The organism is Serratia sp. FGI94 (genome assembly GCF_000330865.1).
GTDB classification, from domain to species: Bacteria; Pseudomonadota; Gammaproteobacteria; order Enterobacterales; family Enterobacteriaceae; genus Serratia_B; species Serratia_B rubidaea.
In genome coordinates this window covers 1,664,754-1,690,954 of record NC_020064.1, presented here as the reverse complement: position 1 = coordinate 1,690,954, position 26,201 = coordinate 1,664,754, and the positions used below count along the sequence as shown (strand labels likewise).

The following is a 26,201-nucleotide window of genomic DNA, read 5'->3' as shown; positions in this document are numbered from 1 at the left end:
GGATAAGTGTGACATCCAGCACATCGGTTTTATCACTCGCGCCCCGCGGCTGCAACGCTTATTCTGCCGCGCAAAGAAAATGGCTGACGCCCTGCTCCGCGCCGTCGCCCTGCGAACCACTTTTTTTAGCTCAAAAATCAATGACGGCGGCTAATTCAGCGGGTTATAGCAGATTTTTGTGCTGCATTTTCGTCTCAGGCAGGCTCATTTATTAGCCGCCCGACGCGGCCGTCAAACGGCGAAAAAAGGGCCGTCACGGCCCTTATGCACCACGGCTGTCAGTACTGATTAAACATCTGCTGAATCTGCACCGCATCCCGGGTCTGCGTCAGCGCCAGCTGCAGCAGAATACGCGCTTTCTGCGGGTTCAGGGTGCCGGCGGCGACAAAACCGTATTTGGCGTCGTCAATCTCCGCATCCTCCGTAGTGGCGCCGGTCGGCACGCGGGAAGAGCGCACAACGGCCACGCCCTGGTGCGCCGCGGTCGCCAGCGTATCGAACAGCGTTTTATACAGGTTGCCGTTACCGACGCCGGCGCTGACGATGCCCTGATAGCCGTCCTCGATCAGCGCTTTGGCCGGCGCATCCGACGCGTTGGCATAGCTGTAGACGATGCCGACCTTCGGCAGAGCGTCCAGTTTACTGACGTCAAACGGCGTGGCGCGGGTATGCTTGCGCTGCGGCATGCGTTGATAATCAACCTTGCCGTTGTGGATAGAGCCCAGCGGGCCATAGTTCGGCGACTGGAAGGTCTGCACCGCCGTGGTGCTGGTTTTGGTCACGTCGCGCGCGTCCAGCACGCTGTCATTCATCGCCACCAGCACGCCGCGTCCGGCCGACTGCTTGTCCGCCGCGGTCACCACCGCGTTGTAAAGGTTGAACGGCCCGTCGGCGCTCATCGCCGTCGCCGGACGCATCGCGCCCACCATCACCACCGGTTTGTCGCACTTCACCGTCAGATCGAGAAAATAGGCGGTTTCTTCCAGCGTGTCGGTGCCATGAGTAATCACAAAGCCATCGGTTTTGCCGCAGTCGGCATTAATTTTCTTTGCCAACGTCAGCCAGACCTCATCGTTCATATCCTGCGAACCGATATTAACGATCTGTTCCCCCTGAACGTCCGCCACTTCTTTCAGCTGCGGCACGGCGCTGACCAGCGCCTCTACGCCCAACTGGCCCGCCTGATAATTGGATTTGGTGGCCGACTCGCCGCCGCCGGCAATGGTGCCGCCGGTCGCCAGAATCGTGACCGACGGCAGCGCCAGCGCAGAACCGCTGACGCCGGCCAGCAACAGCGCCAAGAAACTCCGTTTGCATGTTTTCATGATATCCCCCGTATTAATTAGCCCGCTGAATTATCATCTTTCTCATAATAAAAACCGTGATAGCGACGGCGCTTTGTAAAGACATCATTCGCACCCTGCGGCAAGTTTAGTCTGACAGGTGAGAAGAAACGGACGGGATTATGCGGCATAGTGACCGCGGGCATACGGCAGTGATAACAAAGAAAAACCGCCAAACGCAGAGGCGTTCGGCGGTGGGTGGCGGCTAATTAACGCTGCGGCAGCGCGTAGGCAATAATGTAATCGCCCACGTCCGGCGAGTGGCTGCTGCCCCCGGCGGAGATCACCACATACTGTTTACCGGTTTTCGGCGACTGATAAATCAGCGGTGCGGCGACGGCGCCGACCGGCAGCCGTGCTTTCCACAGCTCTTTGCCGGTTGCCGAATCCAATGCGCGCAGATAGTAATCCTGCGTGCCAGCAAAGAACACCAGTCCGGAGGCGGTGGACGTCGGGCCGCCCAGCGTCGGCATCCCCAGCGGGATCGGCATATGGGTTTTCATCCCCAGCGGACCGGTATCCTGCACCGAGCCCATCGGCACCTGCCACACCAGCTTTTTGCTGTGCAAATCGATGGCGGTCATGGTGCCGAACGGCGGCGTATTGCACGGCACGCCCAGCGCAGACTGCAGAATATCAATGCGCACGCCGCCGTATGGCCCGGCGATTTGCGGACGCACCGTGCCCATAAAGCCGGGCACTTCGTCGGTGGAAATTTTATATTTCGCGACGTCCTCTTTGCGGACCAGCGACATGCGCAGCGGCATGCGCATATCGTTGACGAACATCAGCCCGCTGCGCTCGTCGACCGAGATGCCGCCCCAGTTCATTCCACCGAGCAGGCTCGGCCACTCGATATACGGCTTCTCGGACGGCGGCGTGTACATGCCATGATAGGCAGACTCTTTAAAGCTGACCCGGCACAGCAGCTGATCAAAGGACGACACGCCCCACATCGATTTTTCCGTCAGCGGCTCGACGCCGATTTGCGGCATCCCGACCGAGAACGGCTGCGTGGCGGACAACCGCTCGCCTTCGGCCACCCCTTCCTGCGCCACCGCGCGCTCTTCCACCTGCGTGACCGGTTTGCCGGTGCGGCGGTCCAGCACGAAGATCTGGCCGGTTTTGGTGGTCTGAATCAGCGCCGGGATAGTTTCCCCCTGCGCATTCTTCACATCAAACAGCACCGGCTGTGACGGCAAGTCGTAGTCCCAGACGTCGTGATGCACGGTCTGGTATACCCATTTGGTCTGGCCGGTGCCGGCATCAACCGCCACAATGGCGGAACCGTACTTCTCTTTCGCCCCGTTACGGTCGCCGCCCCAATAGTCCGGCGGGCCGTTGCCGGTCGGCAGATAGACCAGGTTCAGCGCCTTATCAAAGCTTGGGATCGTCCAGACGTTCGGCGTTTCCAGCGTATAGGCGCGCCCCTTCACCGGATCGGTGACATTTTCCGGCTGGCCGACGTCCCAGGCCCAGGCCACGTCGCCGGTACGTACGTCAAACGCGCGCACCACGCCGGAAGGCTCGCCGTGCACAATATCACGCACCCAGCCGCCGATGATGGCAATATGCCCCATCACGACCGGCGCCGCCGTCGGGTGATAGCGTTTGCTGTTTTCGGTATCGCCCATGCCCTGCTTCAGGTCGACGCTGCCGTTATCGCCAAATCCCGGGCACAGTTCGCCGGTTCGGGCATTCAGCGCCATAAAACGCGCGTCAACGGTGGAAACCAGGATACGCTGCGGACACTGCTGCAGCGCCGGCGCGCTCTTTTCATCCGCGCTCAGGCTATCGTCTTTATTGACGTCGTAATAGCCGACGCCGCGGCAGGTGACATGCTCTGCCGTTTTTGCCTGCGGGTCGAACTTCCACAGCGCTTTACCGCTGTCCGCGTCCAGCGCGGTAATCAGGTTCTCCGGCGTGCAGGAATAAAGTACGTTGCCCACCTGCAGCGGCGTATTTTCATCCACGCCGATAGCGCTGCCGGTGGTGCGGCGGCCGGTATGGTAAACCCAGGCTACGTCGAGGTCCTTAACGTTTTCCGGCGTGATTTGCGTATACGGCGCAAAACGCGTGCCGGACGCGCTACGCCCGAAGAATTCCCAGTTATCCTCGCCCGTGGCCGGCGCAGCTTTGGCGTCCGGCGCTTGCAGCGCAACCTCGTTGCGAATCACGTTATGCGGATAAAACGCCGCCGCCAGCGTCGCCAGCAGCACCGCGAAAATACCAAGGCCGCCCCAGTTCGCCAGACGGCGGCGGCCGTTGCCGGTCTGCGGCAACGTCGGGATCAGCCACAGGCTGAGCATCAGCAGCAGCGCCGGCACCACCAGTCGCGGCACCAGTCCCCAATAGTTGAACTGTACTTCATACAGCGCCCAGCAGAGCGTGAGGAAGAAGGTGATGAGAGAAAGCCAGAAGGCATGTTTACTGCGGACGAGGAAACAGATGGCGATAATCAGATAGGCCAGGCCGCCAAGCAGGTAATAGGCGCTGCCGCCTAACGAAACCAGTTTTCCTCCCCAGATAACAAAAAACAGACCGATACAAAAACTGAGTATGACAAAGAGCAGGCGATAAGCGTTAAAGAACCAACGCTTACCGGCGCTCTGCTGTGGAGCGGACATTTTTCTTTCCTTATTACCAACATCGAGTAACCGTCAATTTCGCTCACAATGTTATGAGGAAATTAACACTCACGGCGCATACCATGAGCAATTTGTAATACAATTATACATAGTTGTTATTTTTGTGTAAATTTATTTGTATTACAAATAAGCAGCGTAAAACCAGACGGTTAGCGTTGCGGCAGATAGTGAACAAGCGCCGTGCGCCATGGCGAAACGAAAAAAAAACCTCCCAGCAGGCTGACCGCCGTCGCTGACGAAAAAAATGCCCGGCCGGCGGTTATAAATTCAATAACATAAAAATATTGCCGCGACTGAGCCTACCCTTTGCTCCCCGACGTATGAGAAGATAACGCCTTATGCTCCAAGGCGCCGGCGTGTACGCCGCCTTGCCGTAACCTCGCACGCTGTTGCACGGATGCGAGTCTCGGAAAACAGTGACATCAGGCACGTCTCCAGCGGTTCGTTGCCGGCTGACAGAGACATGCTTAACATCGCCTGCTATCCCCAAACATTTAAGTGAAGACAATGACGCAAACTTTTATCCCCGGTAAAGACGCCGCGCTGGAAGATTCCATCAGCCGTTTCCAACAGAAATTGAGCGATCTGGGTTTCAATATTGAAGAGGCCTCCTGGCTCAACCCGGTGCCACACGTCTGGTCGGTGCATATCCGCGACCGCGACTGCCCACTGTGCTTCACCAACGGCAAAGGCGCCAGCAAGAAAGCGGCGCTGGCCTCGGCGCTGGGCGAATACTTCGAACGTCTGTCGACCAACTATTTCTTTGCCGACTTCTATCTGGGCCAACAGATCGCCAACGGCGATTTCGTCCACTACCCGAACGAGAAGTGGTTCCCGATCCCGGCGGACGACTCACTGCCGGCGGGCATCCTCGATCCGCGCCTGCACGCCTTCTACGATCCGGAGCAGGAGCTGAGCGCCGGCGATCTGATCGACCTGCAGTCCGGCAACGGCGATCGCGGCATCTGCGCCCTGCCGTTCACCCGTCAGTCGGATCAGGAAACGGTTTATATTCCGATGAACATTATCGGCAACCTGTACGTGTCCAACGGCATGTCAGCCGGCAACACCGCGAACGAAGCGCGCGTGCAGGGGCTGTCTGAAGTGTTTGAGCGCTATGTGAAGAACCGCATCATCGCCGAATCCATCAGCCTGCCGGAAATCCCGGCCGAGGTGCTGAACCGCTACCCTGGCGTGGTTGAAGCCATCGCCAAGCTGGAAGAGGAAGGCTTCCCGATCCTCTCCTACGACGCCTCGCTGGGCGGTAAGTACCCGGTGATCTGCGTGGTGCTGTTTAACCCGGCCAACGGCACCTGCTTCGCCTCCTTCGGCGCCCACCCGGACTTCGGCGTCGCGCTGGAGCGTACGGTGACCGAACTGCTGCAGGGCCGCAGCCTGAAGGATCTGGACGTGTTCACCGCGCCAACCTTCGACGATGAAGAAGTGGCGGAGCACGCCAACCTGGAAACCCACTTTATCGATTCCAGCGGCCTGATCTCCTGGGATATGTTCAAGCAGGACGCCGACTACCCGTTCGCCGACTGGAGCTTCAGCGGCAGCACGCAGGAAGAGTTCGCCACGCTGATGGCCATCTTCCAGCAGGAAGACGCCGAAGTGTACATCGCCGATTACGAGCACCTGGGCGTTTACGCCTGCCGCATCATCGTGCCGGGCATGTCCGATATCTACCCGGCGGAAGATCTGCTGCTGGCCAACAACAGCATGGGCGCCCATTTGCGCGACACCCTGCTGGCGCTGCCGGACAGCGACTGGCAGCCGGAAGAGTACCTGGCGCTGCTGCAGCAGTTGGACGATGAAGGGCTGGACGACTTCACCCGCGTGCGTGAGCTGCTGGGCATTGCCTCCGGCAAGGATAACGCCTGGTACACCCTGCGCGTCGGCGAGCTGAAGTCCATGCTGGCGCTGGCCGGCGGCGATATGGAGCAAGCGCTGATCTGGGCGGAATGGACGCAGGAGTTTAACGCGTCGGTGTTTACCCCACAGCGCAGCAACTACTACCGCTGCCTGCAAACCCTGCTGCTGCTCGCGCAGGAGCCGGAACGCGATCCGGCGCAGTACCACAGCGCATTTGTCAAAATGTACGGTCAGGACGCCGTCGATGCCGCCTCCGCTGCCATGAGCGGTGAAGAGCGTTTCAACGGGCTGTTCGCCATCGACAGCGATCTGCAGGCGCTGCCAGCGCATCAGGCGCTGCTGGCGGCCTATGAGAAGCTGCAGCAGGCCAAACGCCGCCACTGGGCGAACGCCTAACGCGTCTGTCGGGCGGCATCAGCGCCGCCCGGCTATTTTTCCGCTCACGATTGATCGTTGCCCTGAATAACGCCAGGCATTTTCTTCTCTGCATGAGACGCCAATACAAGAGTACGGCGGCAGATTTGTTGCATTAAGATGAAATAATCATTGGTGCCCATTGATTAACTCTCCATTCCGCCTCTATTTAATGAAATTGTTTAACCGGCCGATAACCTGTCCGACGCGTTGATTAAAAAATAATTGCAAAACTTAAAAAATATTTTTTGTATTAATTTCAAATACATAACCACAAAAACCACGTAAATCATACGCCTTTACGCCGTTTTACTTCGGCGCCCCATGATCCAAATCAACTTTTACCCGATACCGCTTTGCTAGTATCTCATTGCGTTGTTATAACCCTTTTGAGCGAGAACTGGCGTGAAAGCTGACAACCCCTTTGATTTGCTGTTACCTGCCGCGATGGCGAAAGTCGCCGAAGACGCCGGCATCTATAAAGCGACCAAACATCCGCTAAAAACGTTTTATTTAGCGATCACCGCCGGCGTTTTCATCTCTATCGCATTCGTGTTCTATATCACCGCCACCACCGGCACCGCCGACGTCCCGTTCGGCCTGGCCAAACTGGTCGGCGGCATCTGTTTCTCGCTCGGGCTGATGCTGGTCGTCGTCTGCGGCGCCGACCTGTTCACCTCCACCGTGCTGATCGTTATTGCCAAGGCCAGCGGCCGCATCACCTGGCGGCAATTGGCGGCCAATTGGCTTAACGTCTATATTGGTAACCTGATCGGCGCACTGTTCTTCGTCGCCCTGATCTGGTTCTCCGGCGAATATATGACGGCCAACGGCCTGTGGGGGCTGAACGTATTACAAACCGCCGACCACAAGCTGCACCACACATTTATCGAGGCCGTCTGCCTCGGCATTCTGGCTAACCTGATGGTCTGCCTGGCAGTCTGGATGAGCTACTCCGGCCGCAGCCTGATGGACAAGATGTTCGCCATGGTTCTGCCGGTCGCCATGTTCGTCGCCAGCGGTTTCGAACACAGCATCGCCAATATGTTTATGATCCCTATGGGCATTGTGGTTAAACACTTCGCCACGCCGGAATTCTGGCAGGCCGTAGGGACAGCACCCGAGCATTTCGCTCATCTGACCGTAAGCAACTTTATCTTCGACAACCTGATCCCCGTCACCCTCGGCAACATTATCGGCGGCGGTCTGTTGGTTGGTTTGACTTACTGGGTAATTTATCTGCGTGGCGACAAGCAACCTTAAGCCGCACCGCCACGCCGGATCCGAACTCCACAATTAGAAGGTAGGTGTAACATGACCGAACTTAACGAGAAATTAGCCCAAGCCTGGGAAGGTTTCAGCAACGGTGACTGGCAGAACGAAGTCAACGTCCGTGACTTCATCCAGAAAAACTACACGCCGTATGAAGGCGATGAGTCCTTCCTGGCCGGCGCTACGCAGGCGACCACCACGCTGTGGGACAAGGTCATGGAAGGAATCAAACTGGAAAACCGCACCCACGCGCCGGTTGATTTCGATACCAACGTCGCCTCTACCATTACCTCCCACGACGCCGGTTACATCAATAAAGATCTGGAAACCATCGTCGGTCTGCAGACCGAAGCGCCATTAAAACGCGCGCTGATCCCGTTCGGCGGCATCAAAATGGTTGAAGGTTCCTGTAAGGTCTACGGCCGCGAGCTGGATCCGCAGCTGAAAAAAGTCTTTACCGAATACCGTAAAACCCACAACCAGGGCGTATTTGACGTCTACACCAAAGACATCCTGAAGTGCCGTAAATCCGGCGTGCTGACCGGTCTGCCGGATGCTTACGGCCGCGGCCGCATCATCGGCGACTACCGCCGCGTAGCGCTGTACGGCATCGACTTCCTGATGGCGGACAAATTAAACCAGTTCAACTCCCTGCAGGAGAAGCTGGAAAACGGCGAAGATCTGGAAATGACCATCCAGCTGCGCGAAGAGATCTCTGAACAGCACCGCGCGCTGGGCCAGATTAAAGAGATGGCCGCCAAATACGGTTACGATATCTCCGCGCCGGCGAAAAACGCCCAGGAAGCGGTGCAGTGGACCTACTTCGGCTACCTGGCCGCGGTGAAATCACAAAACGGCGCCGCTATGTCCTTCGGCCGCGTCTCCACCTTCCTGGATGTCTACATTGAACGTGACATCAAGGCCGGCAAACTGACCGAAGAGCAGGCGCAGGAACTGATCGACCACCTGGTGATGAAACTGCGCATGGTGCGCTTCCTGCGTACCCCTGAGTATGACGAGCTGTTCTCCGGCGACCCAATCTGGGCCACCGAATCGCTGGCCGGTATGGGCGTCGACGGCCGTACGCTGGTCACCAAAAACAGCTTCCGTTTCCTGAACACCCTGTACACCATGGGGCCGTCTCCGGAACCGAACATGACCATTCTGTGGTCGGAAAAACTGCCGCTCAACTTCAAAAAATACGCGGCGAAAGTGTCTATCGACACCTCTTCCGTACAGTATGAAAACGACGACCTGATGCGTCCTGACTTCAACAGCGATGACTACGCCATCGCCTGCTGCGTCAGCCCGATGGTGGTCGGTAAGCAGATGCAGTTCTTCGGCGCGCGCGCCAACCTGGCGAAAACCATGCTGTACGCCATCAACGGCGGCGTTGACGAAAAACTGAAAATGCAGGTCGGCCCGAAAGAAGCGCCGATGATGGACGAGGTGCTGGACTATGACAAAGTCATGGACCGTATGGACCACTTTATGGACTGGCTGGCGAAGCAGTACGTCACCGCGCTGAACATCATCCACTACATGCATGACAAGTACAGCTATGAAGCGGCGCTGATGGCCCTGCACGACCGTGACGTCTACCGCACCATGGCCTGCGGCATCGCCGGTCTGTCCGTGGCGGCCGACTCCCTGTCTGCCATCAAGTACGCGAAAGTCTCCACCATCCGCGACGAAGACGGCCTGGCGGTGGACTTCAAGGTTGAAGGGGAATATCCGCAGTTCGGTAACAACGACCCGCGCGTCGATGACATCGCCTGCGACCTGGTGGAACGTTTCATGAAGAAAATTCAGAAACTGCGCACCTACCGCAATGCGGTGCCGACCCAGTCCGTGCTGACCATCACCTCCAACGTGGTGTACGGCAAGAAAACCGGTAACACGCCGGACGGCCGCCGCGCCGGCGCGCCATTCGGCCCGGGCGCCAACCCGATGCACGGCCGCGACCAGAAAGGCGCCGTCGCCTCTCTGACCTCGGTGGCAAAACTGCCGTTCGCCTATGCGAAAGACGGTATTTCCTATACCTTCTCCATCGTACCGAACGCGCTGGGTAAAGATGATGACGTGCGTAAAACCAACCTGGCGGGCCTGATGGACGGTTACTTCCATCATGAAGCCGCTATCGAGGGCGGGCAGCACCTGAACGTTAACGTGATGAACCGTGAAATGCTGCTGGATGCGATGGATAACCCTGAGAAATATCCTCAGCTGACCATCCGCGTATCCGGCTATGCGGTACGTTTCAACTCGCTGACCAAAGAGCAGCAGCAGGACGTTATCACCCGTACCTTCACGCAGACCATGTAACACCTTGCCGATGCCGGGCTGCACAGCCCGGCCAAATGAGCAACCGGGGGCCGGGATAACCGGCCCTTTTAACACGCAATGTTCCTGACTCCCGCGAGTCTGTTTTGCCAGGTATCTATACTCAGTGGACATCCGGCAAAACAGTGATCCGGCACACGGCCGGTCAACAGGCATCTCTCCCCTCCGGCAGTCGGGCTTTTCCGCTGCTGCATCGCTGATACCTGACCGACGGCCGTACGCCCATTTTTAGACTGCGCTTGACAGTCAATATTGGAGAAACCCGCAATGCCAGTAACTGGTCGTATCCACTCTTTCGAATCCTGCGGCACCGTTGACGGCCCGGGCATTCGTTTTATCGTCTTTTTCCAGGGCTGCCTGATGCGTTGCCTGTATTGCCATAACCGCGACACCTGGGATACGCACGGCGGCAAGGAAGTGACCGTGGAAGAGCTGATGAGGGACGCCGTCTCCTACCGTCACTTTATGAACGCGTCCGGCGGCGGCGTAACGGCCTCCGGCGGCGAGGCGATTCTGCAGGCGGAGTTCGTACGCGACTGGTTCCGCGCCTGCCATCAGGAAGGCATCAATACCTGTCTGGATACTAACGGCTTCGTGCGCCGCTACGATCCGGTGATTGACGAGCTGCTGGACGTTACCGATCTGGTGATGCTCGATCTGAAGCAGATGAATGACGATATTCACCAGAACCTGGTGGGCGTCTCCAACCACCGTACGCTGGAATTCGCCCGCTATCTGGCCAAGCGCAACCAGCGCACCTGGATCCGCTATGTGGTGGTGCCGGGCTGGTCAGACGACGATAAGTCCGCCCATCTGCTGGGCGAATTCACCAAAGATATGAAGAATATTGAAAAGATTGAGCTGCTGCCCTATCACGAGCTGGGCAAACATAAATGGGTCGCCATGGGCGAAGAGTACAAGCTGGACGGCGTGCATCCGCCCAAGGCCGAGACCATGGATCGGGTCAAAGGCATTCTGGAAGGCTACGGCCATAAAGTGATCTACTGATTACGTACGGCAACATGAAAAAACCCGGCGCTCCTGGCCGGGTTTTTCGCTTTCAGACCGCGGCGAACGGCGTGTGATGATGGTCCGGCTTCTGTTTTTTCAGCAGCATCACCAGATAGACCAGCGCCACTGCGGCAATCATCACGAACAGCAGCTGGTCGGAATAGTTCTGCATCAGCATCGCCGTCATCGACGGGCCGAGCAGGCTGCCGATGGTGTAACTCATCAACAGCGCCTGGTTCATCGCCACCAGCTCATGGGACTGCACCTTCTCGCACGCCCAGGACATCGCCACCGGATACAGCGTAAAGCCGGCGCAGCCCAGAATAAACAGCGAAGGCGCCATGGCATAGCCCCCCAGCATCGCCATGCTGGCGATAATCACCACGAAGACCTGCACGCGCAGCACCAGCAGTCGCCCGTAGCGGTCGGCCATTTTACCGACCGGCCACTGGCCGATAATGCCGGAGCTGACCAACAGCGCCATCCAGTAGCCGACGTCCGCATCGCTGAAGCCCTGATGGGACAAATAAAGCGGCATCAGACCATACAGCGAGCCGAGCACAATGCCGGAAATCACGCAGCCGTTAATGCCCAGGCGGGCGCTGCGGCGTTTCAGCATCGGCAATACCGCCGCCTGCTGCGGCTCATCATCGGCGCGATTGACCCGGGCAAACAGCATCGGCAGCATGGCGGTAATCACGATCGCCGTCACCCACGGCAGCACGTTCAGCAATTCGGCAGAGACCATGCCGAGCAGCAGCTGGCCGACCACCGTCCCCAGGTAATACACCGTCATATAGGCCGCCAGCAGCTGACCGCGATTGGTCTGGTTACCGCTGCGCAGCAGCGCGCTCTCAACGATCACCCAAATCCAGGCGCAGCCGATGCCGGCCATGAAGCGCCACCCCAGCCAGCTCCAGAAGTCGAGCGACAGCGCCATGCCGGCCGTCGCGACGGCAAACAGCAGGCAGGAGAGATGGTAGCTGCGGGTAAAACCGATGCGCTTAATCAGCTTGCCGGCCAGCATGGTGCCGAGCAGGTTGCCGGTAAAGTAGGAAGAGCCGATCATTCCCACCTGCCAGGTTGACAGCTGAGCATGAGTTAACCAAAGAGGGACTAACGTATTCAGTACGGCAATAGAAACCGTGAGCAACAACAAGCCGCAGAGCAAGAGAAGCACTGGGCGGGAGTATGCGTACATAGTGAACTTGAGACCGAGCAAGCAATGAGAGTGCGCGCATCATGCCACTGGCGATAAAAAAGTCAATCGGCAGTAAGCGATCGATCGCACGATTTGTTTTCAGCGGCGGCCTCGCGGCCTGAAATCAGCGCCGGGAAGCGGTGAAATTCGGTAAATCAGGCGGGTAAAACTTAGACGCAAACGTACTTCGCCCGCCCCTCACGGTCCGCAGCAACAGCGTTGTGTTTTTAACGTGCCGGTCGCCATCGCATACGCCAGCGAGTCAGTCGATCAGCTGCATCTCTTTTAACGCATTCAGCACCTGCACCGAGACCACAGAGCAACGGTGACGATCCGCATATGTGAGCCAGGCGATCTCTTCAATCTCGGCATTAGCTTTCAGCTCGCCGCTAAAGTCGGCGGTAAAACAGCGTATGTTCACTACCACGCCCTGCGCCTTACCGTCGGCCTGCCCGCTGAACTCGCCAAACAGAACGATGCTGTCATGCATTAAATCAACGGAGAGTTCTTCATTAATCTCCCGGACCAACGCCGCCTGGTCACTTTCTCCGGCTTCTCGCTTCCCGCCGGGAATATAAAAAGTAGATTTATTATATGAACGCGCCATCAGAATTTTTTTGTTCTGAATATAAATCCAACCCAACTTATCAATATTTTTGGCTACAACATTGTTATTCATTTTCCTGGCCTCTCAATCCAGCTCGGATACCGATTCAAACCACGGTGGCGATTCCAGCGCAGAGCAACGAACACCACGCTCATCACCATGGCAGCGACAACAGAGGAAGCACCGCAAAAATGCCGTACATGATGAAAACAAACTCAATATAGTCTGTTTATTCGTAAACAAGGGTTCATGCCCGGAAGACATGAACCCTTGTTAAATTAGCCGGTCAGACGAAATATCAGCGCCGGAGAGTCACCTCAGGCGCCTTTCAGTTCCGCTATCAGCCGATAAATTCCAGACCGCCCATATACGGACGCAGCACTTCCGGCACCTGAATGCGGCCGTCAGCCTGCTGGTAGTTTTCCAGTACCGCAACCAGCGTACGGCCAACCGCCAGGCCTGAGCCGTTCAGCGTGTGCACCAGACGCGGCTTTTTCTCGGTCTTGCTGCGGCTGCGCGCCTGCATGCGACGCGCCTGGAAATCCCACATGTTGGAGCATGAGGAGATCTCGCGGTAGGTGTCCTGCGCCGGCAGCCACACTTCCAGATCGTAGGTCTTGCAGGCGCCGAAGCCCATGTCGCCGGTGCACAGCAGCACTTTGCGGTACGGCAGGTTCAACAGCTGCAGCACTTTCTCCGCGTGGCCGGTCAGCTCTTCCAACGCATTCATCGAGTCTTCCGGACGTACGATTTGCACCATCTCAACCTTGTCGAACTGGTGCATGCGGATCAGACCGCGGGTATCACGGCCATAAGAGCCCGCCTCGGCGCGGAAGCACGGCGTATGCGCGGTCATTTTCAGCGGCAGCGCTTCCTCTTCCAGAATCTCATCGCGCACCAGGTTGGTCAGCGGCACTTCCGCCGTTGGGATCAGCGCGTAGTTGCTGCTGTCGGACTCTTCTTCCAGCGGTTTGGTGTGGAACAGGTCGTCACCAAACTTTGGCAGCTGGCCGGTGCCGTACAGCGTTGCGTGGTTCACCAGATAAGGCACGTAAGCCTCCAGGTAACCGTGCTGCTCGGTGTGCAGATCCAGCATAAACTGCGCCAGGGCGCGGTGCATGCGGGCAATCTGCCCTTTCATCACCACAAAGCGGGAACCGGTCAGTTTTACCGCTGCGGCAAAGTCCAGACCGCCGGCCATTTCACCCAGGTCAACGTGGTCGCGTACCGGGAAATCATAAGCGCGTGGTTCACCCCAGCGGCTGACTTCCTGGTTTTCGCTGTCGTCTTTGCCGTTAGGCACGGCGTCGTCCGGCAGGTTCGGCAGCGTCAGCGCATAATCGCGAATGTCGTTCTGCAGCTTGTCCAGCTCCGCCTTGGCGGCATCCAGCTTGTCACCCAACTCGCTCACTTCGCGACGCAGCGGCTCGATGTCTTCCCCACGCGCTTTCGCTGCGCCGATGGATTTCGATCGGGAGTTACGTTCTGCCTGCAGCGCTTCTGTTTCTACTTGCAGAACCTTGCGGCACTCTTCCTGCGAACGCAGCAAATCCAGATCGAGTTTAAAACCACGGCGAGCCAGTTTTTCGGCGACTGCGTCTAGCTCATTACGCAGCAGATTGGGATCGAGCATGCTAATCCTGTGCTTGTTGTTATTGAAAGAAAATTTGTTGTCTTATGCGGCTGATTGGGCGCCGCATAAAAGGAAAGTGATACCCGCTAACCTTACCGCAACGGCAACGCTAGCGGTAGCGTTTTGTCGGGCTATTTTGATCCTGCTCCGTAAGCCACGCCAACTTTTCACCAATTTTACCTTCCAGCCCGCGACTGGTCGGCCGGTAGTAGCGCGTATTGGCCATTTGCGGCGGGAAATAGTTCTCGCCGGCGGCGTAGGCGTTGGGTTCGTCGTGGGCGTAGCGGTACTCCGCCCCCAGCCCCATCTCCTTCATCAGCTTGGTCGGCGCGTTGCGCAGATGTTCCGGCACGTCATAGTCCGCCATCTCTTTTGCATCGCGCATCGCGGCTTTAAAGGCGGTATAAACCGCGTTGCTCTTCGGCGCGCAGGCCAGGTAAACGATCGCCTGGGCGATGGCGCGTTCGCCTTCCGCCGGCCCGACGCGGGTAAAACAGTCCCAGGCGGCGATCGCCACCTGCATGCCGCGCGGGTCGGCATTGCCGACGTCTTCCGAGGCGATCGCCAATAAACGGCGCGCCACGTACAGCGGATCGCCGCCGGCGGTAATAATGCGCGCATACCAGTAGAGCGCCGCATCCGGCGCCGAACCGCGCACCGACTTATGCAGCGCGGAAATCAGATCGTAAAAGCGGTCGCCCTTATTATCAAAGCGCGCGCTGCGTTCGCCGGATACCTCTTTCAGCAGTTCAGGAGTGAGTACACGCACGCCTTTGGCATTGATTTCCGCCATGTCGGCCATCATTTCCAGGCTGTTCAGCGCCCGCCGGGCATCCCCGCCGACCAGTTCAGACAGCACGTGCCGCGTCTCGTCCGGCAACTCGATATTCTGGCCGCCAAAACCACGCTCTTTGTCGTTCATCGCCTGATCCAGCACCTGGCCGATATCATCAGCGGTCAGCGCCTTAAGCAGGTACACCCGCGCCCGCGACAGCAGCGCCGAGTTCAGCTCAAACGAGGGGTTTTCGGTGGTGGCGCCGATAAAGGTGATGGTGCCGTCTTCAATATGCGGCAGGAAGGCATCCTGCTGGCTCTTGTTGAAACGGTGCACCTCATCGACAAACAAAATGGTGCGGCGGCCGGCATCGCGGTTCTGCCGCGCGCGCTCAATCGCCTCGCGGATCTCTTTAATGCCGGAGGTGACGGCGGAAATGCGTTCGACATCGGCCTGCCCGTAGCGGCCAATCAGCTCTGCCAGCGTCGTTTTCCCCGTTCCCGGCGGTCCCCACAGGATCATCGAGTGCAGCTGCCCCGCCTCAATGGCGCGCGGCAGCGGCTTACCCGGCGCCAGCAGATGCTGTTGGCCGATATACTGCGCCAGCGTGGTTGGCCGCATGCGCGCGGCCAGAGGCTGGAACTCATTCTGGGAAAAATCGAGCGACAAATTATTACTCACGCTTACCTCACTGGCGCTGGTCGTCCAGCGTCACCCCCTTCGGCGGGGTAAATTTAAACTTACCGGCGTCAACCGCGGTATTTTGCTGGCTTTTCAGCGTATAGGCGCTGCGCTGGCCATCCTGCTCCACGGCGGCGAAGCTGTTGATGGTGCCGCTGTTGGTCACGGAGATCGCAAACTGCTTCAGGTTACCGCTGCTGCTTTTCGGCGTCAGTTCGAAATCATCGCCTTTCTGCTTAATGTTGTACTGCTTCCAATCGCTTGGGTTGTTGCGGGTGATCAACATAAACGGCGTATTGCCGGTGGCGCTTTTCAGCCAGGTCGCCGTCACCTGCTCAACAAACGGATTATAGAACCACAGCGTTTCGCCATCGGAAACCAGCACGCTTTCATCAGGCGACGTCATATGCCAGTTGAACAGATTAGGGCGCTTCACCCACAGCTCGCCTTCTCCCTGCTGCACGGCGGAACCATCACCGCCGGTGACGGTCTGGCTGAAGCTGGCGTGGAAGCTATTTACTTTCGCCAGGCGGCTCTGCAGGTCGTGCGCCGCGTCGGCCAGCACGGAAGTGGATGCGAATCCAGAAAGCAGGCAACAAGCAACTAACAGTTTTTTCATTATTCCAGATACCTTTTCAAATGCGTTGACCGCCAAACGGCGTCAGCGGGGAAACAGATCGCGTCTTCACTTTACCGCAAGCCTGCGGCGGGCAGAACGCGCAAAATTCCGAGAACCGACGGGTTTACCCTTCTTTGCACAAGGGCCGCAGAGCGGCCCTTGGATTTCTTACTGTATCTGTTCGACGATCATTCGTGCCGCGGCGGGGCCAGCACCTCACGGTTGCCGTTATGCCCCTGCTCGCTGACGATGCCCTGCGCTTCCATCTGTTCGATGATGCGCGCCGCGCGGTTATAGCCGATACGGAACTGGCGCTGCACGCCGGAGATCGACGCGCGGCGTTTATCCACCACAAACTCGACCGCCTGATCGAACAGCGGATCCAGCTCTTCGTCACCGTCGAGACCGCCGCCGCCTTCGCCATCGTCACCGCCGCTGATAATGCCGTCCTTATATTGCGGCCGCTCGCGCGCTTTCCAATCCTTGACCACCGCGTGCACTTCCTGATCGCGCACAAAGGCGCCGTGCACGCGCACCGGGATCGACGAGTTCGGCGCCAGATACAGCATATCACCCATCCCCAGCAGCGATTCCGCACCGCCTTGATCGAGGATGGTGCGGGAGTCGATCTTGCTCGATACGGTAAAGGCGATACGCGTCGGGATGTTGGCCTTAATCAGGCCGGTAATCACATCCACCGACGGACGCTGGGTCGCCAGCACCAGGTGGATCCCTGCCGCACGCGCTTTCTGCGCCAGGCGGGCGATCAGCTCTTCGACCTTTTTGCCGACGGTCATGATCAGATCGGCAAATTCGTCGACCATCACCACGATGTACGGCTCTTTCTCCAGCACCGGCGGCGTGATGTCCATGCTGTCGGTCGGTTTCCAGAACGGATCCGGAATCGGACGTCCCATGGCTTCCGCCTGATCGACGCGCTCGTTATAACCGGCGATGTTACGCACGCCCAGTGCGGACATCAGCTTATAGCGACGCTCCATCTCCGCCACGCACCAGCGCAGGGCGTTGGCCGCGTCTTTCATGTCGGTCACCACGTCGGTCAGCAGGTGTGGAATACCTTCATATACCGACAGCTCCAGCATTTTCGGGTCGATCATGATAAAGCGCACGTCTTTCGGCGTGGCCTTATACAGAATACTCAGGATCATGGCGTTAACGCCGACCGATTTACCGGAACCGGTAGTACCGGCGACCAGCAGGTGCGGCATTTTACCCAGATCGGCCACCACCGGCTCACCGGAGATATCCTTGCCCAGCACGATGGACAGCGGCGACGGATTGTCGCGGAACGCCGGGCAGTCCAGCACTTCACGCAGATAAACCGTCTGGCGCTTGGCGTTCGGCAGCTCCAGGCCGACATACGGCTTGCCCGGAATCACTTCCACCACGCGCACCGCCGGCGTAGACAGCGAACGCGCCAGGTCGCGCGACAGGTTGGAAATACGCGCGGCCTTCACGCCCGGCGCCAGATCCAGTTCGAAACGGGTGATCACCGGCCCCGGCAGAATATCCACCACTTCGGCCTTCACGCGGTAATCCGCCAGGCTGGCTTCCACCAGACGCGCCTTCTGCTCCAGCGCAAACGTATCCACCGGCTCGATATCTTTCGGTGCTTCGGTCAGCAGTTCCAGCGTCGGCAGCGGTGTGGTCGGTTTCTCCAGCGGCTGGTCGTTACGCATCAGGAACGGGTGGATCAGGCTGTCCATCGCCGGCTGCTGCGGCGCGGCCGGCTGGGCCGGTGGCTGCTGCGGCTGTTGATACGGCTGCGCAGGCGGTTGCTGTTGAGCCTGATAAGGTTGCTGTGACGTCTGCTGGCCCCGGTACGGCTGCTGCGGCGCCTGGGGCTGCGGGTAAGCCGGCTGCTGAGCCTGATATGGCTGCTCTTGCTGTGCAGGCGGCTGCGCCGCCTTGTCGTCCTCTGGCCACGGCGCTGCGGGTTCTTCATGCGGCGACAGGGTAAACAGCGGCTCATCCGGGCCGTTATCCACCAGATCGTCAACCGGCGAGAAGCTAAACGCATTGCTGGTTTCTACCGGCTGCGGGGCAACCGGCGCGGCCGGCTGAGGCTCGGCGCCATAGCGCGCCTGCTGTTGCTCGGCAAACGCCTTGCGCAGCGCCTCTTCCTGCATGGCGTCCTCATCATCTGCGCCTACCGTAGGTTCAGCATGGTCATGCTGGTACTCTGCGCCGTAACGCTGGCTCTGCTGCGCAGCGAACGCCTGACGCAGCGCTTCTTCCTGCATCGCCTCATCATCCTGAGACGCCACGGCGCTATTCGGCGCAGGTTCCGCAGTCTGTTGTCCGCGCTGCTCCTGCTCCGCCATCCGCTGCGAAGGCAGCTTGATGCCGTAAGAGGCCAGCTCGCGGCGCGTCGGGATACGCACCGGATTCGGGCGCGGCAGCTCGGGGCCAATCCCCTGCTTCACCTGGCTATTGCCTTCGCTGGTGGCGCTGAACGCCGGCATAAACGTATTAGCCGCAGCCGCGCCAGCCGCGGCAACGGCAGCGTTGTCCATCGCCGGTTTGGCGGCGGCGGCGGATGACAGCGCCCCGTCAATAACGTCGGGAGCCGCACGATGGTGTCCGCTATCTGCCTGCGCCGCAGAGAAATCAAACGGCGAAGCGGCAGGCTGCTGAGGCGCCGTCGCCCGGTTCCAGTCCCCCAGGCGCGGCTCATCATCCTCCTGGTGAGCCTCGGCCGGACGCGGGGTTTTCGGCGCCGGCGTCTCTTCAGGAATTTCAAATGAGTACAGCGGCGGCGCGTTATCTTCCGACGGCGCGCTCATCGGATGCTGGTTCACGGAGGCCGGCGCGGCGGGCGCGGTCGTCACCGCCGGGGCGGCCGCAGGCGTAGCCGGAGCTGCAGCCACAGGAGCCGTCGGGGCTGCCGCAGTAGCGGCCGCGTCTTCAGGCGCCGGCGCGACAGCGCTATCCGTCGCGTCCGCGCCATCGTCGTCGTGGCTGGCCCGCAGGCCGCTGAGCAGCGGATCCGCCGCTTCGTCGGCGGACGCCGTCTGCGCGTTCTCTTGCACCGAAGGCGCGCTGAACAGTACATCATCGGCATCGGCCGCATGCGCGGCAGCGGCTGCACTGGCGGCGGCCGCTGCGCCCTTGCCGCCTTTTTCCGGCGCGTCGGAGTATGCTTCATCTTCGTCGTCGCGATAGCGATCGTCACGACGGGAACGGTTGGTCATAAAGGTGGCGACGCCCAATACGGCCCCACCGATCTTCTCGGCAATCACCAGCCATGACCAGCCGGTGAACAGCGTCAGGCCCGCGGCCCACACGCACAGCAGCGCCAGCGTCGCGCCGATGCCGTTGAACCACGGCAGCATCGCGTTGCTAAGCAGGCTGCCGATCACGCCGCCGGAAGCAAAGTAATAGAGATCGTCAACGTTCAGCGCCGCCAGCCCGCACGAGGTGAGCACCAGCGCCAGCGTGCCGATCAGGCGCAGTGAAAGCGCGAAGTAGTCGATATAGTCGCTGGTACCGCGCTGCCGGTAGGCAACCCAGCACAGGATAAGCGCGATCGGCGGGATCGCGTAAGCGAGCACCCCGAAGGTGAAGAACAGCGTATCGGCCAGCCATGCGCCAACGCCGCCGCCAAGATTATGAATCGGCTCATGCCACGCCGTCTGCGACCAGCTGGGGTCAGACGGATTGAAGCTGACCAACGCGGCCATGAGGTAAACGGCAAAAATCGCCACCACGATCAACGCAGCTTCCAGCAACCGACGGCCGCTGCTGAGTTTCTTCAAGGTAACTTCTTTATCTTCTGTGTATTCCTGGCTCAAGAAAGGCTCTCCAGGTTCCTGTTAGCGGATAGAGTAACAGCGCCGAGTTGCTTCCCCGGCGCCAAAACTGTATGAATAAACAGGAGTGTAACGAATTTAATCAGGTTTTGCACCTGCACCTTACCGTGTTTTGATAACCAGACGGTTACTCTGTTTCACTTCTTCCATTACCACGTAAGTGCGGGTGTCGTTCACACCCGGCAAACGCAGTAAGGTTTCGCCAAGCAGCTTACGGTAAGCTGACATATCCGGTACGCGGGTTTTCAACAGATAGTCGAAATCACCGGACACCAGATGACACTCCTGAATCTCTTCAAGCTTCTGTACTGCCGAGTTAAACTGCTCAAACACATCCGGCGCGCCGCGGTTCAGCGTGATTTCCACGAAAACCAGCAGTGATGCATCCAGATAGTGCGGGTTCAGCAATGCAGTATAGCCATGAATGAACCCCTGACGTTCAAGACGACGTACGCGTTCCAAACACGGCGTCGGGGATAACCCCACGCGTTTTGAAAGCTCAACGTTCGAAATACGCCCATCCTTCTGTAACTCATTGAGGATGTTGCGATCGATACGGTCAAGATCTTTACCCGGGCGTTTCTTATTGTCTGCCATTATTATTGTCTCTCTTTTTTCTTCCTTACACTTGCCAAACCCTAGCCAACGTCACTGTGTAGGGACTTGTTTCAAGCGAAGACCCGATTTTTGTTATATGCAGTCGATTGCGCTGCGCAACCGATGCCGCACACAATGCTTCTTCACTATCCTCGTTTGCCGCGTCGCAGCCTGTCTGTCAAACCCTGCGCGCGGCGATAAAACGATCTTCATCGTTAAGAAAGAAGCGCGCCTGTTCAAAGACGCCCCCTGCCCTGCCTCCGCCTGATGATGAAAAGACGAACGATCGGCTGTGGCTGCGGGGATAATTTCTTCTTCCTCTGATGTTTTCGCAAATGCGCAGCGGATTGTCAAAGTAAAAGAAGCAAAATCAGAAGAACGTACCGTCGGGAAATGCGTTAACCCCTTTTTTAGTTATGAACCGCTGGCTTAAAAAGCGCCGCGGTCGCGGAAAGACGCAGGGAAAAGCGCCGCTTTTGGCATCCGGCCGCCGCGTCGTACGCCAAAGCGCGCTAACCACGCCAACATTTCTATCGCAAGACCTCAATTAATAGCCTGCAACTATCAGACAAATCGATAACAACCGTTACAGGTGCTTTTTTTACTTCACTATTTTCCCTACAATCGATGCCATTGTCCGCCATCGTGGGAAAAGAGGTTATTCATGGGCACGGCTAAACATAGCAAATTACTGATTCTGGGCTCCGGTCCGGCTGGCTACACCGCCGCGGTGTACGCTGCGCGTGCAAACCTGCAGCCGGTGTTGATCACCGGCGTGGAGCAAGGCGGTCAGCTGACCACCACCACCGAAGTGGAAAACTGGCCGGGCGACGCCAACGATCTGACCGGCCCGGCGCTGATGGAACGTATGCGCGAGCATGCGGAAAAGTTCCAGACCGAGATCGTGTTCGACCATATCAACGGCGTCGATCTGCAGCAGCGTCCGTTCCGCCTGACCGGCGACAGCGGCGAATACACCTGTGATGCGCTGATTATCGCCACCGGCGCCTCCGCGCGCTACCTGGGCCTGCCGAGCGAAGAAGCGTTCAAGGGTAAAGGCGTTTCCGCCTGCGCCACCTGCGACGGTTTCTTCTACCGTAATCAGAAAGTCGCGGTAGTCGGCGGCGGCAACACCGCCGTTGAAGAAGCGCTGTATCTGTCCAACATCGCCGCGGAAGTGCATCTGATTCACCGCCGCGACAGCTTCCGCTCAGAGAAGATCCTGATCGACCGGCTGATGGAGAAAGTGAAGAGCGGCAACATCGTACTGCATACCGATCATCAGCTCGACGAAGTGCTGGGCGATGAAATGGGCGTCACCGCCGTGCGCATCCGCAGCACCAAGCAGGAAAACGAAACCCAGGAACTGGCCGTTGCCGGCGTATTTATCGCCATCGGCCACAGCCCGAACACCGCTATCTTCGGCGATCAGCTGGCGTTGGAAAACGGCTATATCAAGGTGCAGTCCGGCATTCACGGCAACGCAACCCAGACCAGCATTCCAGGCGTGTTCGCCGCCGGCGACGTGATGGACCATATCTACCGTCAGGCGATCACCTCCGCCGGCACCGGCTGTATGGCGGCGCTGGATGCCGAGCGTTATCTCGACGGCATCGCGCAGGCGGAAGTCTGCTAATCCCGCGCCTTACCTGACCTTTATTGACAAATAAGGCGGCCTTTTGGCCGCCTTATTTCTTTTCAGCCTGCATGGTGACGAGGTAACATTGGACTTCGCTTGTGTGCTTCAACGTTGAAGAAAACACTTTTTTAACAGTATGTTAACCTAGCCTGTCTCATCAGGCGTCGGCGACGCAGATACTTCCAATGAAAAAAACCAGACAGCACCAGTTGACCCAATGGCTTAAAACGCAAAGCACGCTGGCCAAGCGCTGGCTGCGCCTCTCTATGCTGCTGGGGTTGTGCAGCGGCCTGTTAATCGTAGCCCAGGCCTGGCTGCTGGCCTCGCTGCTTCATGCCTTGATCATTGACCATACGCCCCGCGAACAGCTGACCGGCTCATTTATCGGGCTGGCCGCCGCCTTCGCCCTGCGCGCGCTGCTTAGCTGGCTGCGCGAGCGGGTGGGCTTTATTGGCGGTCAGGTGCTGCGGCGGGAAATGCGCCGGCAGGTGCTGGACAAACTGCAGCAGCTTGGCCCAGCCTGGGTGCAGGGCAAACCGGCCGGCAGCTGGGCGACGATTATCGTCGAGCAGATCGAAGATATGCAGGATTATTACTCGCGCTATCTGCCGCAGATGTATCTGGCGGTGTTTATTCCGCTGCTGATTCTGATCGCCGTCTTCCCGATTAACTGGGCCGCCGGGCTGATCCTGCTGGCCACCGCGCCGTTGATTCCGCTGTTTATGGCGCTGGTCGGCATGGGCGCCGCCGACGCCAACCGCCGTAACTTTGTCGCGCTGGCTCGCCTGAGCGGCAGCTTCCTTGACCGGCTGCGCGGGCTGGATACCTTACGCCTGTTCCATCGCGGCCAAGCAGAAACCGCGCAGATCGCCCGCTCTTCTGAAGATTTCCGTCGCCGCACCATGGAAGTGCTGCGCATGGCGTTTCTCTCCTCCGCGGTGCTGGAGTTTTTCGCCTCCCTGTCAATTGCCGTAGTCGCGGTCTATTTTGGCTTCTCTTACCTCGGGGATCTGAACTTCGGCAGCTATGGCGTGGGCGTGACGCTGTTCTCCGGTTTTCTGGTATTGGTGCTCGCGCCGGAATTTTTCCAGCCGCTGCGCGATCTGGGCGCCTTCTACCACGCCAAGGCGCAGGCCGTCGGCGCCGCAGAGGCGCTGGAGACCTTCCTGAACGCCGAGGGCGAGCAGATCGGCCAGGGCGCTCTGACGCTGGACGAGACGACGCCGCTGACGCTGGTGGCCGAACGGCTGGAAATCCTGTCGCCGCAGGGCGTCGTGCTGGCGGGGCCGCTGGACTTCACCCTGGCCGCCAATCAACGTATCGCGCTGGTGGGCCTCAGCGGCGCGGGCAAAAGCTCGCTGCTGAACCTGCTGCTGGGGTTCCTGCCCTATCGCGGATCGCTGACGGTAAACGGCAACGAGCTGCGTGAACTGAGCGCGGAGCACTGGCGGCAGCGGCTGGGTTGGGTCGGGCAAAACCCGCACCTGCCGGCGCAAACGCTGCGCGACAATATTTTACTCGGCAATCCGCAGGCCGATGAGCAGCAGCTACAGCAGGCGGTGGAACAGGCCTACGTCAGCGAATTCTTACCGCAGCTGCCGCAGGGGCTGCAGACGGAGCTCGGCGACGGCGCCGCACGCCTGTCGGTCGGTCAGGCGCAGCGGGTCGCCGTCGCCCGCGCGTTAATCAGCCCGCGCCGGCTGCTGCTGCTGGATGAACCGGCCGCCAGCCTGGACGCCCACAGCGAACGCCTGGTGATGCAGGCGCTGAATGCGGCGTCGCGGCAGCAGGCCACCCTGCTGGTGACCCACCAGTTGGAAGATACCGAAGATTTCGACCAGATTTGGGTGATGGACAACGGCAAGATCGTCCAGCAGGGCGACTACGCCAGCCTGAGCGCTCAGCCGGGGCTGTTCGCCACCTTAATCGCACACCGCAGCGGGGAGCTATAATCATGCGCGTTTTACTGCCGTTTCTGGCGCTATACCGCCGCCACGGGTTCCTGATTGCGCTGGGCATCGTGCTGGCGATCATCACCCTGCTGGCCAGCATCGGCCTGCTGACCCTGTCCGGCTGGTTCCTCGCCGCGTCGTCGCTGGCCGGACTGGCCGGCCTGCTGACCTTTAACTATATGCTGCCGGCCGCCGGCGTGCGCGGCGCGGCCATCTTCCGCACCGCCGGCCGCTATGCCGAACGTGTGGTCAGCCACGACGCCACCTTCCGGGTGCTGGCGCACCTGCGGGTCTTTACCTTCAGCAAGATTCTGCCGCTGTCACCCGGCGGCATCGCCCGCTTCCGCCAGGCCGAGGTGTTAAACCGTCTGGTGGCCGACGTTGATACGCTGGATCACCTGTATCTGCGGGTGATATCGCCGCTGGTCAGCGCGGCCGTGGTGATCGTGGTGGTCACCTTTGGCCTGAGCTTTGTCGACCAGACGCTGGCGCTGATCCTCGGCGGCATCCTGCTGCTGTTGCTGGTGCTGGTGCCACCGCTGTTTTACGCCGCCGGTAAACCGATCGGCGGCGAGCTGACCGCCCTGCGCAGCCAATACCGCACCGGGCTGACCGCCTGGCTGCAGGGCCAGGCCGAACTGGTGGTATTCGGCGCCGTTAACGATTTTCGCCGCACGCTCGATCGCACCGAACAGCGCTGGCAGCGCCGTCAGTGGCAACAGGCGTCGTTAGGCGGCATCGCGCAGGCGCTGATGATTCTGGCCGGCGGGCTGACGGTCACCCTGCTGCTATGGCTGACCGCCGCCGGCGTCGGCGGCAACGTCCAGCCGGGCGCGCTGATTGCGCTGTTCGTGTTCGCCGGGCTGGCCTCCTTTGAAGCGCTGATGCCGGTCGCCGCCGCATTTCAGCACCTCGGCCAGGTGATCGCCTCCGCCACCCGGGTCAAACAGCTGCTCGACCAGCAGCCGACCGTCGCCTTCCCCACCGCCGGTCCCGCCGCTGCCGCCGCCGCTGCCCTGCAGCTGCGCCACGTTGACTTTACTTACCCCGGACAGCCACAGCCGGTATTGCACCACATCGAGTTGAAGATCGCCGCCGGTGAGCATATCGCCCTGCTGGGGCGCACCGGCTGCGGCAAATCCACGCTGCTGCAGCTGCTGACGCGCGCCTGGGACGCCGACGGCGGCGATATTCTGCTCAACGGCGAGCCGTTAGCCCGCTACGATGAAAGTACGCTGCGCGCCATGACGACGGTGGTGAGCCAGCGGGTGCATATCTTCAGCGACACGCTGCGGGAGAACCTGCGGCTGGCGGCGCCCGATGCGGACGACGCAGCGCTGCAGCAGGCGCTGAGCCAGGTCGGGCTGGACAAGCTGTTGGAAAATGAGGGGCTGAACGCCTGGCTCGGCGAAGGCGGCCGTCAGCTGTCCGGCGGTGAACAGCGCCGGCTGGGCATCGCCCGTGCGCTGCTGCATTCGGCGCCGCTGTGGCTGCTGGATGAGCCGACCGAAGGGCTGGATGCCGAGACCGAACAGCAGATCCTGGCGCTGCTGCGCCAGCACTGTCAGGGCAAAACGCTGATTCTGGTGACCCACCGCCTGTACGGCCTGGAGCATATGGACCGTATCTGCGTAATGGACGGCGGGCAGATCGTCGAACAGGGCGACCACGCTACGCTGCTGCGCCAGCGCGGGCGCTATGCCCGCTTCCGCCAACGCATCGGCAACGCCTCGCTGTAACGCGACGCTAAGAGGTGAT

Annotated in this window: 16 protein-coding genes; 7 read left to right on the top strand and 9 right to left on the bottom strand. The window is 59.5% G+C overall.

Going from position 1 to position 26,201, the window contains the following annotated elements; genetic code table 11:
• Window positions 1-278 precede the first annotated feature (278 nt).
• Window positions 279-1,325, bottom strand: a complete 1,047-nt coding sequence (ansB, locus tag D781_RS07750) for an L-asparaginase 2 (RefSeq protein WP_041411758.1) — start codon at window positions 1,323-1,325, stop codon at window positions 279-281.
• A 227-nt stretch (window positions 1,326-1,552) separates the two neighbouring features.
• Window positions 1,553-3,970 (bottom strand): membrane-bound PQQ-dependent dehydrogenase, glucose/quinate/shikimate family, encoded by a 2,418-nt coding sequence (locus D781_RS07745; RefSeq protein ID WP_015671754.1) that lies wholly within the window; start codon window positions 3,968-3,970, stop codon window positions 1,553-1,555.
• Between the two features lie 528 nt (window positions 3,971-4,498).
• Here D781_RS07745 and ycaO point away from each other — a divergent pair.
• The 4 genes from ycaO (at window position 4,499) to pflA (ending at window position 10,903) form a co-directional block, all read left to right on the top strand.
• Window positions 4,499-6,262 carry a 30S ribosomal protein S12 methylthiotransferase accessory factor YcaO gene (gene ycaO / locus D781_RS07740; protein WP_015671753.1) on the top strand — a complete coding sequence of 588 codons (1,764 nt, stop codon included), beginning with the start codon at window positions 4,499-4,501 and terminating at the stop codon, window positions 6,260-6,262.
• A gap of 423 nt (window positions 6,263-6,685) precedes the next feature.
• Window positions 6,686-7,543 (top strand): formate transporter FocA, encoded by an 858-nt coding sequence (gene focA, locus D781_RS07735; protein WP_015671752.1) that lies wholly within the window; start codon window positions 6,686-6,688, stop codon window positions 7,541-7,543.
• 51 nt (window positions 7,544-7,594) lie between these two features.
• Window positions 7,595-9,877, top strand: a complete 2,283-nt coding sequence (gene pflB, locus D781_RS07730) for a formate C-acetyltransferase (RefSeq protein ID WP_015671751.1) — start codon at window positions 7,595-7,597, stop codon at window positions 9,875-9,877.
• A 285-nt stretch (window positions 9,878-10,162) separates the two neighbouring features.
• Window positions 10,163-10,903: a pyruvate formate lyase 1-activating protein gene (gene pflA, locus D781_RS07725; RefSeq protein ID WP_015671750.1), complete on the top strand. Its 741-nt coding sequence runs from the start codon at window positions 10,163-10,165 to the stop codon at window positions 10,901-10,903.
• A gap of 52 nt (window positions 10,904-10,955) precedes the next feature.
• Here pflA and D781_RS07720 read toward each other — a convergent pair whose 3' ends face one another.
• From D781_RS07720 to lrp, 7 genes are all read right to left on the bottom strand, one after another.
• Window positions 10,956-12,107, bottom strand: coding sequence for an MFS transporter (locus tag D781_RS07720; RefSeq protein ID WP_015671749.1), 1,152 nt, complete (start codon window positions 12,105-12,107; stop codon window positions 10,956-10,958).
• A 262-nt stretch (window positions 12,108-12,369) separates the two neighbouring features.
• Entirely contained in the window at window positions 12,370-12,786 is a 417-nt protein-coding gene (locus tag D781_RS07715) for an NUDIX domain-containing protein (RefSeq protein ID WP_015671748.1), read from the bottom strand.
• A 268-nt stretch (window positions 12,787-13,054) separates the two neighbouring features.
• Window positions 13,055-14,347 carry a serine--tRNA ligase gene (gene serS / locus D781_RS07710; protein ID WP_015671747.1) on the bottom strand — a complete coding sequence of 431 codons (1,293 nt, stop codon included), beginning with the start codon at window positions 14,345-14,347 and terminating at the stop codon, window positions 13,055-13,057.
• Window positions 14,348-14,456: 109 nt separating this feature from the next.
• Window positions 14,457-15,743, bottom strand: coding sequence for a replication-associated recombination protein A (locus D781_RS07705; protein ID WP_051032620.1), 1,287 nt, complete (start codon window positions 15,741-15,743; stop codon window positions 14,457-14,459).
• A gap of 67 nt (window positions 15,744-15,810) precedes the next feature.
• Window positions 15,811-16,422 carry an outer membrane lipoprotein chaperone LolA gene (gene lolA / locus D781_RS07700; RefSeq protein WP_015671745.1) on the bottom strand — a complete coding sequence of 204 codons (612 nt, stop codon included), beginning with the start codon at window positions 16,420-16,422 and terminating at the stop codon, window positions 15,811-15,813.
• A gap of 188 nt (window positions 16,423-16,610) precedes the next feature.
• The gene (locus D781_RS07695) at window positions 16,611-20,237 is read right to left on the bottom strand and encodes a DNA translocase FtsK 4TM domain-containing protein (RefSeq protein WP_015671744.1); all 3,627 of its coding nucleotides are present in this window, start codon (window positions 20,235-20,237) and stop codon (window positions 16,611-16,613) included.
• A gap of 120 nt (window positions 20,238-20,357) precedes the next feature.
• Window positions 20,358-20,852 carry a leucine-responsive transcriptional regulator Lrp gene (gene lrp / locus D781_RS07690; protein ID WP_004928318.1) on the bottom strand — a complete coding sequence of 165 codons (495 nt, stop codon included), beginning with the start codon at window positions 20,850-20,852 and terminating at the stop codon, window positions 20,358-20,360.
• 664 nt (window positions 20,853-21,516) lie between these two features.
• On the opposite strand from lrp, the gene trxB reads away from it, so the two are divergent.
• From trxB to cydC, 3 genes are all read left to right on the top strand, one after another.
• Window positions 21,517-22,488 (top strand): thioredoxin-disulfide reductase, encoded by a 972-nt coding sequence (gene trxB, locus D781_RS07685; RefSeq protein WP_015671743.1) that lies wholly within the window; start codon window positions 21,517-21,519, stop codon window positions 22,486-22,488.
• 188 nt (window positions 22,489-22,676) lie between these two features.
• On the top strand, window positions 22,677-24,443 hold the full coding sequence (gene cydD / locus D781_RS07680; protein WP_015671742.1) for a cysteine/glutathione ABC transporter permease/ATP-binding protein CydD: 1,767 nt from the start codon (window positions 22,677-22,679) through the stop codon (window positions 24,441-24,443).
• A 2-nt stretch (window positions 24,444-24,445) separates the two neighbouring features.
• Entirely contained in the window at window positions 24,446-26,182 is a 1,737-nt protein-coding gene (gene cydC / locus D781_RS07675; RefSeq protein WP_015671741.1) for a cysteine/glutathione ABC transporter ATP-binding protein/permease CydC, read from the top strand.
• Window positions 26,183-26,201 lie beyond the last annotated feature (19 nt).

What these genes read in the sequence shown, in the direction of transcription:
- ansB (WP_041411758.1), bottom strand. Translation starts at nt 1,325, where the DNA reads ATGAAAACATGCAAACGGAGTTTCTTGGCGCTGTTGCTGGCCGGCGTC.
- D781_RS07745 (WP_015671754.1), bottom strand. Translation starts at nt 3,970, where the DNA reads ATGTCCGCTCCACAGCAGAGCGCCGGTAAGCGTTGGTTCTTTAACGCT.
- ycaO (WP_015671753.1), top strand. Translation starts at nt 4,499, where the DNA reads ATGACGCAAACTTTTATCCCCGGTAAAGACGCCGCGCTGGAAGATTCC.
- pflB (WP_015671751.1), top strand. Translation starts at nt 7,595, where the DNA reads ATGACCGAACTTAACGAGAAATTAGCCCAAGCCTGGGAAGGTTTCAGC.
- pflA (WP_015671750.1), top strand. Translation starts at nt 10,163, where the DNA reads ATGCCAGTAACTGGTCGTATCCACTCTTTCGAATCCTGCGGCACCGTT.
- D781_RS07720 (WP_015671749.1), bottom strand. Translation starts at nt 12,107, where the DNA reads ATGTACGCATACTCCCGCCCAGTGCTTCTCTTGCTCTGCGGCTTGTTG.
- D781_RS07715 (WP_015671748.1), bottom strand. Translation starts at nt 12,786, where the DNA reads ATGAATAACAATGTTGTAGCCAAAAATATTGATAAGTTGGGTTGGATT.
- serS (WP_015671747.1), bottom strand. Translation starts at nt 14,347, where the DNA reads ATGCTCGATCCCAATCTGCTGCGTAATGAGCTAGACGCAGTCGCCGAA.
- D781_RS07705 (WP_051032620.1), bottom strand. Translation starts at nt 15,743, where the DNA reads ATGCGGCCAACCACGCTGGCGCAGTATATCGGCCAACAGCATCTGCTG.
- lolA (WP_015671745.1), bottom strand. Translation starts at nt 16,422, where the DNA reads ATGAAAAAACTGTTAGTTGCTTGTTGCCTGCTTTCTGGATTCGCATCC.
- lrp (WP_004928318.1), bottom strand. Translation starts at nt 20,852, where the DNA reads ATGGCAGACAATAAGAAACGCCCGGGTAAAGATCTTGACCGTATCGAT.
- trxB (WP_015671743.1), top strand. Translation starts at nt 21,517, where the DNA reads ATGGGCACGGCTAAACATAGCAAATTACTGATTCTGGGCTCCGGTCCG.
- cydD (WP_015671742.1), top strand. Translation starts at nt 22,677, where the DNA reads ATGAAAAAAACCAGACAGCACCAGTTGACCCAATGGCTTAAAACGCAA.
- cydC (WP_015671741.1), top strand. Translation starts at nt 24,446, where the DNA reads ATGCGCGTTTTACTGCCGTTTCTGGCGCTATACCGCCGCCACGGGTTC.